12 protein-coding genes are annotated in these 9,430 nt (G+C 40.2%); 3 read left to right on the top strand and 9 right to left on the bottom strand.

Translation table 11 applies throughout. From position 1 onward, the window contains the following. Window positions 1-261: 261 nt before the first annotated feature. Entirely contained in the window at window positions 262-1,899 is a 1,638-nt protein-coding gene (locus ACE1CC_RS19780; RefSeq protein WP_413272151.1) for a protein kinase domain-containing protein, read from the top strand. Between the two features lie 68 nt (window positions 1,900-1,967). On the opposite strand, the gene ACE1CC_RS19775 is transcribed toward ACE1CC_RS19780, so the two are convergent. The 3 genes from ACE1CC_RS19775 to ACE1CC_RS19765 form a co-directional block, all read right to left on the bottom strand. Further along, window positions 1,968-2,186, bottom strand: a complete 219-nt coding sequence (locus ACE1CC_RS19775) for a type II toxin-antitoxin system HicA family toxin (protein ID WP_413272150.1) — start codon at window positions 2,184-2,186, stop codon at window positions 1,968-1,970. Continuing rightward, a complete protein-coding gene (locus ACE1CC_RS19770) occupies window positions 2,186-2,428 on the bottom strand; it encodes a type II toxin-antitoxin system HicB family antitoxin (protein WP_413272149.1) in 243 nt (80 codons plus the stop codon). The genes ACE1CC_RS19775 and ACE1CC_RS19770 overlap by 1 nt, the downstream gene beginning before the upstream one ends. A gap of 177 nt (window positions 2,429-2,605) precedes the next feature. Further along, on the bottom strand, window positions 2,606-3,025 hold the full coding sequence (locus tag ACE1CC_RS19765) for a hypothetical protein (RefSeq protein ID WP_413272148.1): 420 nt from the start codon (window positions 3,023-3,025) through the stop codon (window positions 2,606-2,608). A 208-nt stretch (window positions 3,026-3,233) separates the two neighbouring features. Here ACE1CC_RS19765 and ACE1CC_RS19760 point away from each other — a divergent pair, with 208 nt between their 5' ends. After that, window positions 3,234-3,425 (top strand): 2-oxoisovalerate dehydrogenase, encoded by a 192-nt coding sequence (locus ACE1CC_RS19760; RefSeq protein WP_413272147.1) that lies wholly within the window; start codon window positions 3,234-3,236, stop codon window positions 3,423-3,425. A 25-nt stretch (window positions 3,426-3,450) separates the two neighbouring features. Here ACE1CC_RS19760 and ACE1CC_RS19755 read toward each other — a convergent pair whose 3' ends face one another. From ACE1CC_RS19755 to ACE1CC_RS19735, 5 genes are all read right to left on the bottom strand, one after another. After that, window positions 3,451-3,675, bottom strand: coding sequence for a DUF6887 family protein (locus ACE1CC_RS19755; RefSeq protein ID WP_413272146.1), 225 nt, complete (start codon window positions 3,673-3,675; stop codon window positions 3,451-3,453). A gap of 2 nt (window positions 3,676-3,677) precedes the next feature. Beyond that, complete coding sequence (locus tag ACE1CC_RS19750; RefSeq protein WP_413272145.1) at window positions 3,678-3,854, bottom strand: DUF6888 family protein; 177 nt, start codon at window positions 3,852-3,854, stop codon at window positions 3,678-3,680. Window positions 3,855-3,960: 106 nt separating this feature from the next. Beyond that, on the bottom strand, window positions 3,961-4,941 hold the full coding sequence (locus tag ACE1CC_RS19745; RefSeq protein WP_413272144.1) for a heme o synthase: 981 nt from the start codon (window positions 4,939-4,941) through the stop codon (window positions 3,961-3,963). Window positions 4,942-5,036: 95 nt separating this feature from the next. After that, window positions 5,037-5,951, bottom strand: coding sequence for a COX15/CtaA family protein (locus ACE1CC_RS19740; protein WP_413272143.1), 915 nt, complete (start codon window positions 5,949-5,951; stop codon window positions 5,037-5,039). A 336-nt stretch (window positions 5,952-6,287) separates the two neighbouring features. Further along, complete coding sequence (locus ACE1CC_RS19735; RefSeq protein WP_413272142.1) at window positions 6,288-7,835, bottom strand: ABC transporter ATP-binding protein; 1,548 nt, start codon at window positions 7,833-7,835, stop codon at window positions 6,288-6,290. A gap of 325 nt (window positions 7,836-8,160) precedes the next feature. Between ACE1CC_RS19735 and ACE1CC_RS19730 the strand changes: the two genes are divergently transcribed. Next, window positions 8,161-8,475: a slr1957 family protein gene (locus ACE1CC_RS19730; RefSeq protein ID WP_413272141.1), complete on the top strand. Its 315-nt coding sequence runs from the start codon at window positions 8,161-8,163 to the stop codon at window positions 8,473-8,475. 50 nt (window positions 8,476-8,525) lie between these two features. Here the strand turns inward: ACE1CC_RS19730 and ACE1CC_RS19725 are convergent, their stop codons facing one another. Then, the gene (locus ACE1CC_RS19725; RefSeq protein ID WP_413272152.1) at window positions 8,526-9,359 is read right to left on the bottom strand and encodes an ABC transporter permease; all 834 of its coding nucleotides are present in this window, start codon (window positions 9,357-9,359) and stop codon (window positions 8,526-8,528) included. Window positions 9,360-9,430 lie beyond the last annotated feature (71 nt).

Raw genomic sequence — 9,430 nt, 5'->3', positions numbered from 1 at the left:
GGGAGATGGTACGTTGTTGCGGGGGAGCGGTCAAATAAAGAGCGGTTGGCCACAAAAGTAGCAAAGTAAAAATTTTAGGGGTTTGTGGGGAAAATAATGTTTTGCGGGATAAAAAAGAGTTAAAAAATTGGTGTATGGTGTTGTTACGTTTTTGCGCTCCCCCTATAAAAACTCGCGCTTACCCCCAACAACGTACCTAAGTCAAATTTTCAGGAGTTTCTGGGAAAAATAAGTTTAGGCGTACTCAACTACTTCTCAAATATGCTTTACTGTTCTAATACCAATTGCTCGAATCCGTTCAATCCTGATAGTAATAAGTTTTGCCAAAGTTGCGGTTCTCAATCTCTCTATTCTTTATTTAAAAATCGCTTTCGGGTGGTGCAACTTTTGGGCGAAGGGGGATTTGGGAGGACTTATGAGGCGATCGACACTCATAAAATGAATGATGCTTGTGTAATTAAACAATTTGTACCCCAAGTTGAAGGAACAGCAGCACTCGAAAAAGCAACAGAACTGTTTAAACAAGAAGCAAAACGATTATTTGATTTAGGCGAACATCCCCAAATTCCCAGATTAATTGCTTATTTTGAAGATAACAAACGTTTGTATTTAGTACAAGAGTTTATTCAAGGACAAAATTTATTACAGGAATTGCATCAACAGGGAGCTTTTGGTGAGGAAAAGATTACAAAATTATTGAATGAATTGTTACCTGTTTTGCAGTTTGTTCATGAACGAGGCGTAATTCACCGAGATATTAAACCAGAAAATATTATGCGTCGTCAAGATGGCAAGTTAATGTTAATTGATTTTGGGGTTTCTAAACAGGTGACGGGAACAGTTTTAAGTAAACTTGGGACGATGGTTGGTACTTCTGGATATGCGCCAATGGAACAAATGCGGGGTCAAGTTTTTCCTGCTAGCGATTTATATAGTTTGGGTGTAACTTGTATTAGGTTGTTAACTAATTGTTTGCCAGATATTTATGATAACCTCTATGATGCTCTAAACCGTAGTTGGTTATGGAAAAAGTATTTGCCAAGTACTAATAATGTCAGCAATCAATTGGAGCAAGTTTTAGATAAATTGATTCAAGATTCTGTGCAAGATCGCTATCAATCTGCTCAGGAAGTACTTCAAGACCTAGAAAGCAACATTTATTACAAGCAAGGGCTAGAGAATGGACAGCGCGGCAAGTACAGAGAAGCAATAGAGTGTTTCAATAAGGTAATTCGCATTAATCCTGATAATACTGAAGCTTACAAATTTCGTGGTATTGCTTACTGTAGGCTTGGAAAGAATCAGGAAGCTATTGAGGATTTTCAAGAAGCTGCAAATTTATACCTGAAACAAGGAAAAACAAATGAATATCAAGAGGTATCGCAACGCATTAAAGAACTAGAAAGAGGGATTGCTCCGCAACCTGATAACTTAAGTTCAGAAGTAGGTATAGATTACACAAAATTACGAGATTTGTTGGCAACTGGAAAATGGAAAGAAGCTGATCAGGAAACTTGGATTGTCATGCTCAAAATAGCTGGTCGTGAAAAAGAACGCTACCTCAGAGATAAAGACCTGTTAAGTTTTCCATCTGTAGACTTACACACTATAGATCAATTATGGGTAAAATATAGCAACGGGCGCTTTGGATTTAGTGTTACAAATCAAATTTGGCAGAGCGTGGGTGGGAATCCTAATCTAGATAATAAAAATTGGAAAAATTTTGGAGAGCGCGTTGGATGGCGTGTTAAAGGTAATTGGAAGCCTTATGAAGAACTCACATTCACTTTGACTGCTCCAATTGGACAATTACCCAGAGCAGTATGGAGCATTAGAGTAGATGGAAGAAGGAAAAGAATATCTGCTCTAATGTCAAAACTTAAGTCTTCTACCATTTAATAGTAAAAAGTTCTAAAGTTTATGCAGAGGTTAGTGTTTGAAAATGATGCAATCCCACTCTATCCAATTTAGAGTAATTCCCATTCATCTATACTGATGTTTGCTTGACGTAAAATCTTAGCTACTAAACCTCTGCTAATATCTCCCTTATGCGGGTTAGGAATTGTCAGTTTTAACTCTTCTTTTACCATATACTGATGCTTGCCACCAGGGTAAGGCCCATCAAACCCTGCTTGTCGTAAATAATAAATTAAATCCCGGCGACTAATTGGCCCAAATACTGGCATTAGGCAACCTCTTTGGTATTATTCAGGTCAATATCATCTATTACTGGCAAATTATGACCCAAACGCAATCCTAAAATAATCCATCCTTCTAAAGCATCTTGCAATTCTTCCCGACAAGCTTCCAATGTCGTAGCATTTGCCAATACACCTGGACACTCAGGAATTTCGCCGTAGAAAGTACCATCTTCTAGTAATTCATAAGTTGCTTTTTGCATGGCAACACGAATATAGTTAGTCAGCATTTTTAGTGTTTTGAGTAGAATTTAGTATCTAGTTTATCGGAATTTAAGAGAGTACGATCAGATGTAGGGTGCGTTAACGCCAGTGTAACGCACCATCTCACTGACAATAAATATGCTGAAATGGTGCGTTACGTTGTCACTAACGCACCCTACGAATAGTTTAAAAGCTTTCAGTTTCTAGCTACCAAAAGCGTCTTTGATTCCTTCAACAGTGCGCTCAAAAACGTTGGTTGATTTGTCGATCGCTTCTTGAGTTTTAGCTGCGTGTTCATCGGCTGTTCGTTCGATGCGATCGCGATCTCTCTTGGCTTTCCGCTCAACAAAATTACCTTCGTCGTCTGTTGCTCGATCGACTTTTCTAGCATTTTCGTTTGCTGTTTTCTTCACTTTGTTTGCTGCATCTCTGACAAAATCCTTATGTGCTTCAGCAAATTCACTGGGATTATCTGCTACTGCTGCAATCAAGTTTGTCTGGGGTGCGGCTATAGCGGCGCTGTTGGAGAGGAATGCACCTTGCCAAGAGAAGGCGATCGCACACACACAAAACAGAACTGTAGCGATTTTCCGTGCTACTTTTGTAAAATAATTCAGTTTCATAGAATACATCTCCATGAGTTTTAATATCTTATTTCTACTTGATTTTACTCATGGGTAAACCGTTCTCTAGATGGAGATTATTTTGTCGCAAGTTATTACTTAAATTCCTTCTTTTGGTAGATAGATTTAATCAACGTTTTGTAATTATTCTCGGCTGTTTTGCCTAAATCAGTTATTATTAAATTGCGATCGATTGAATAATCCGACTATGACTGAAATTGTATTTTTAGTAGAAGATGATCCAGACGAGGGATACAATGCTAAAGCTTTAGGCGAATCAATTTTCACTCAAGCTGATGATTTAGAAACTTTGCGAGAAATGGTTCGTGATGCGGTTCGCTGTCATTTTCCTGATGAAGAAAAGCGTCCGAAAGTTATTCGTTTTGAGGAAGTAAAGTAATGAAATGGGGCGATCGCACGCTAAACTATTGCTGCAATTCATTTTCTTGCTCTTGCTGGCGCTTCCTTTCTAACAATTCAGGGAAATTTTTTAAGTCATCAATTGACTGTGGTGCAGGATGAATTTCTCCTGGTGGTTCAGCATAAATTTTGTCCATTAAAGCATAGAAAGCTTCGTCTTCATTTCTATGCTTAACGTAATATGAAAGTAACTCTTTTTTGGACATATTCTGAAAATTTGGTTGATTCACAATTACCTCCACTGCCCATTACGCTCAATTAATATTATCGTCTCTTCACCCGCCAAAAAGAAAATATTACCTGTTCGTTCGTCGATGCGAATTATGTGAATAGGCAAATACATCTTGGTTGCCCAATAACTTAAGACAAAGCAAGTAAATAACTGCGCTGATGTAGGAATAGCCTTCACCCCTCAACAATCTGTATTTATAAAAATATAGCAAAATAACCTAAAAAGTGATGCTCTATATAGGGGGATGGTGCGTTACGCTTTCGCTAACGCACCCTACAAATAGCTACGAAATTGGAATGGCGCTAATTATGGTTTGTAAATTATCTACCAAAATTGCGGTTAAGGAATGAGTTTCTGGTAAGGTATCAACGACGATTCCTAAACACAGCAGCATCATGTAGATGATGGAATATTTGAAGGTCGATCGCGCTAAGGGAATATCACTGGGATTGTGTAATAATTGCCAAGATTTCTGAATGAATTTCCAGCCTAAAATAATTGCGATCGCACCATAAACTATCCCTACAGTTCCCAAAGGATAAATTAGGAGAAATGTCGATCCCACCATTATTAAGGTGTAAATCCAAATTTGCTTGGTTGTTTCTTCTTCTCCTACAATTACGGGCAACATGGGAATGCCAACTTTGGCGTAATCTTCCCGAATCATTAATGCTAATGCCCAAAAATGTGGCGGTGTCCACAGGAAAACTATAGCGAATAACATCCACGCTGACCAACTTAAATCACCCGTGACAGCTGCCCATCCTACTAAAGCGGGAATAGCGCCAGCAGCACCACCAATTACGATGTTTTGGGTAGTATGACGTTTGAGGAAATGGGTGTAAACTACCATGTAGAAAACGATGCCGGACATTGCTAACAAAGCGGCTAATAAATTTGCGAAAACTGTTAGCAAGGTGAAGGATAAAACGGCAAGGACGATCGCAAAAATAAGTGCGTGGCGAGTTTGAACTTTTCCCGAAGGAATTGGACGCTTGCGAGTGCGTTCCATTGTATAATCAATATCGCGATCGTAAATGCAATTTAAGGTTTGGGCTGATGCAGCTGCCAGAGTTCCACCCAATAAAGTTACTACCAATAAAAAGGGATCGACTCTGCCATTTGAAGCCATCCACATACTAGCTGCTGTGGTAATTAGTAGTAGTGGAATAATCCGAGGTTTCGTCAATTGGTAATAACTTTGGATTACTTCTTTAAAGTTTTGATGCTGACGAGAAACCCCAGTTGCAATAAGTTCTTGCATGAATTCTAGTGTCCTTTGTGATTCACTAATTACTTACTGGTAATTGGTAATTGAGACAGTATAAATAGTAACTTTTCCCAACTCCTAATCACCAATTATCCATTTGTTACTAACTTGCTGTCGCGCCATGCTAAAACACTGAAAATTACCAGAGTTGCGAGTAAAGCTGCGCCGATCGCTTGGTGACTTACTGTTAATGGTTCGACTTGTAAACGCAATCGGAAAGTCGCTACTCCTAAAGCAATTTGGCAGACTAACAAAGCGCCAGAAACGTTAGCTAAAAATCGTAAATTTGGGTGCAGTCCTGCCGTTCGCCATGACATAATTACTACTGCTAAAACTCCCAAAGTTGCGGGAACAACCCCAGCAATGTGACTGTTCATCACTCTGCATAAATTAGAATCGGATAAGCATTGATGTAGCGCCCATTGCGAACCTACTAACGCGCCTAAAAGACTTTGGAAATAAATCAAAAAGGCAGCAATTAAGCCGATCCAAGCTAATTTGTTAGCTGTATTGTTGCCTTTGTATGGCAATAGTGAGGTGCCGATTACTAACAGGGTAACAAAAAATAGCAGTGCTGTTCCTAAGTGTGCGGTAACGATGTCGAATCGCAATAGTTGAGTAACAGTTAAACCGCCGAGAATGCCTTGGAAAACTATTAAGAAGAGGGCGAATAATGATGCCCAAGGCAACCATTTGGGGACCTGTTGGCGATACCACCAGGATAATCCTACTAGGACGATCGCACTAATCCCCACTAACGCCGCATCCAACCGATGAAACCACTCTAAGAAAACTTGCAGGTTCATTTGTTGACTGGGCACTAATTGACCATAGCACAAAGGCCAATCGGGGCAAGCTAATCCGGCATTCATTACCCTTGTCGCACTTCCTACTGCCATTAACAGGAAGGTGGCGATCGCAATTTTCCACACCAAGCGACGGATAATCTCTACTGGGACGATCGCGGAATTACTTCGATCCTGCTGCAACACAGATTCTGTCATAATCTGTACCTTCCAACTCCAAGTGTTAAGTTACTGCTGAGTGTTCACTCAGCTGACAGCCAGCTAAGGCACTAGTTAACACTTTACTTACGGGATCGAGTTTTGCCCAAAAGCTTTATGTAATTTTCAGTTCTCAGTGTTTATATTTCTTAATGTAGGGACTGGGGACTGGGGACTGGGGAAAGTTTTGAGTTTTGAGTTTTGAGTTTTGAGTTTTGAGTGAGGGAGAAAGTTCTGAGTGTTGAATTTTCCTCCCCTCTGCCCCTCTGCCCCTCTGCCCCTCTGCCCCTCTGCCCTTCTGCCCCTCTGCCCCTCTGCCCTTCTGCCCCTCTGCCCCTAGTGCCCTGCCATGCGTTTACCAATTTCTACGACATCGGCATCGACGATCGCACTTTCGTAAAAGAATTTACCTTCGCTGATCACGAGGACGCGATCGGCAATTTTTAAGATTTCGTCTAAATCTTCGCTGACTAATAACACAGCTACGCCACGATTTCTTGCTTCTACAATTTGGTCGTGAATGAAACCTACTGCGGCAAAATCTAAGCCAAAACAGGGATTAGCAGCAATCAATAATTTGACTTTTTCTGATGATAGTTCTCTGGCTAAAACTGTGCGCTGGACGTTGCCACCGGAAAGGTTAACTATTGGGGTTTCTGCTGATGGCGTTTTGATGGAAAATTGACTAATTAAACCTTGGGCAACTTGGCGAATAATTTGGTTAATTAATAACCAACCGCCTACAGCTTGGGGTGGGCGATCGAACGTGCGTAAAGCTAAATTTTCTGCCACACTCATGTTAGGAACGCAAGCATTTTTTAACGGTTCTTCCGGCAAAGAGTAAATTTGATATTTGTACATTTCGGCGCGAGTCGCTTTGTACTTTTCCCCATTTACTAAAATCTCTCCTTCAGTTGCCGGACGTTGCCCTGCTAATACTTCGACTAATTCTTTTTGACCGTTACCGGAAACGCCTGCAATTCCGACGATTTCTCCAGCATGAACGACTAAATTTACTCCAGAAATTGCTGCTAATCCGTTATCTTTATTAGTATGCAAATTTCTAATTTCTAATACCGGAACTTTGGCGACAGTTGCTTGTTTTTCCAGTGGTTGAGATTCGCGTTTTTCTCCCATCATCATCTCAGCCATATCGGAAACTGAGAGATTTTTTACTTTGCCGGAACCTGCAAATTTTCCTTTACGCAATACTGTTACTTCATCAGCAAAAGCGGTGACTTCGCGGAATTTATGACTAATCATCAACACAGTTAATTTTTCGGCGATTACTTCTTGTCGCAATAAGCCTAAAATTTCATCTGCTTCTTGGGGAGTTAAGACTGAGGTAGGTTCATCCAAAATTAAAATCTTACTTTTGAGATACAGCTGTTTAAGTATTTCTAATTTCTGTTTCTGTCCGGCGGCTAATTGGCTAATTGGTGTATGTAGGTCAAGATGAAAAGGTGCGGAGTTCATGAATAAGAGGAGGCGATCGTACTCTGCATCCCAATTAATAATATTGGAACCTTCAAAAGAAGAGAGTACCAAATTTTCTGCTACCGTCATTGCCGGAATGGAGGTGAAATGCTGATACACCATGCCAATACCATATTTATGGGCATCACGAGGACTGGTGATTTTGTGCGGTTGTTGATTAATTAATACCTGCCCACTATCAGCAGTGTAAAAGCCCATAATACACTTGACTAAAGTGCTTTTGCCTGCGCCATTCTCTCCCAGTAAAGCATGGAATGTTCCCGGTTTGAGAGTAATTGAAACATTATCTAATGCCGTCATGTTACCAAACCGCTTGGTCATACCAATTACTTCTAACTTTGGTGGCTTGGTTGTTTCGATCGTGACATTGGAAGTAGTGGCAGTCATCTTAGCACCTCAATCTCAGCAGAAGTCATTAGTATTTCATTTTGTCTTAATTTTAGTCTGTTCAGCGGTAACTTTTCTTAACCTGAGTCATCGCAGTTCTCAATTTTTCTTAAAGTTCGGTAATGTGTTCATTACATTTGGTATCTTTTACTTTTATATAAGCCTAGCTTTTGCTAACCTGTTCAGAACACACCGCTGGTAGACAGCGTTGTAACAGTTTTCTCACTATTTCAAGGAAGTAAACATTTCTGATTTTTGTTCGCTAATGGTGCAGTGCTCTTAGCGATCGCTAGATAACTTAACTTTATTGTCGGGAGGAATTGAAATGAAACATTTTGCTGATGAATGGGTTAACCAATGGTGCGAAGATAACGGTTGGACAGATTTAGTAATTGATGGTAAAAATACCTATTGGGCTTTTCCCCCTGGCGCAGTAATGCCGGAACCAATTCCTAGCAGAGAATTAAAAGTAATTAAAGATAAACAAGGTTTGAGTCCGCAAGAAAGGATTTGGGCGATCGCTGCTGTGCTAGTAACAATTAGTGCGACAATTGCTAGTGCTGTGATGAAATGTCCGATTCCAATTGTTTTGGCTTTTGCGTTTTGTGCGGTTACTGTAGGACAATTCGATTTGGATTAATTTTTTGAACCGCAAAGGACGCAAAGGACGCAAAGAAAGAGAAGGAGTTTCTAAGAACGAGGATCGAGGCTGTCGCGCAAACCGTCGCCTAAAAGGTTGAAGGCTAGGACGGTTAAAGTAATAAATAAACCGGGGAAAATGGTTGTCCAGGGATAGGTTAAAGAATAGCCACCTTTGAAAGCATCGGCTAACATTGTGCCTAATTCCGGTGTTGGTGGTTGTGCTCCTAATCCTAAAAATCCTAATCCCGCTGCTTCTAAGGTTGCTGTACCAATTGATAGTGTTGCTTGGACGATTAAAGGTGAAAGTGTACTGGGGAAAATGTGATTGAAAATAATTCGATTTGGAGATGCGCCTAAAGCTTTTACTGCTTGGATAAATTCTTGTTCTCTTAATGAGAGAACCATGCTGCGAGTTAAGCGAATATAAATGGGAATTTGGACGATTCCTACTGCTAACATGACGCTGGGTAAACTTGGGCCTGTGACGGTGACGATCGCAATTGCCAATAAAATAGAAGGAAAAGCCAAAAGTATGTCCGTTACCCAACTAATTACTGTATCAAATTTCCCCCGAAAATAACCCGCAATCAATCCTAAAATTAACCCAATTACTAATCCTATCCCTACCGAAATTAACCCAACATTTAGAGAAGTTCGCATTCCATACCAAACTAATACTAAAATATCTCTTCCTAATCCATCGGTACCAAACCAATGTTCAATGCTAGGAGGTTTTAAACGTGCGGTAAAATTGCGATCGGTAGCTGGATCGTAAGGATGAAGAATTGGTGCTAAAAGGGCAAGTAATACGATCGCAATGGTTAAAATCAACCCTATTTTACCAGAAGTAGATTGCAGAAAGCGTTCCCAAAATTTTCCCATTTTTTTTACCACAGATAAACATATATGTACGTTGTTGCGCTTCAGCGCTAAAATGTAGCGCTGAAGCGCAA

It is taken from the genome of Floridaenema aerugineum BLCC-F46 (assembly GCF_041929345.1).
Taxonomy (GTDB): Bacteria; Cyanobacteriota; Cyanobacteriia; order Cyanobacteriales; family Aerosakkonemataceae; genus Floridanema; species Floridanema aerugineum.
This window is presented reverse-complemented; position numbering and strand designations above follow the sequence as displayed.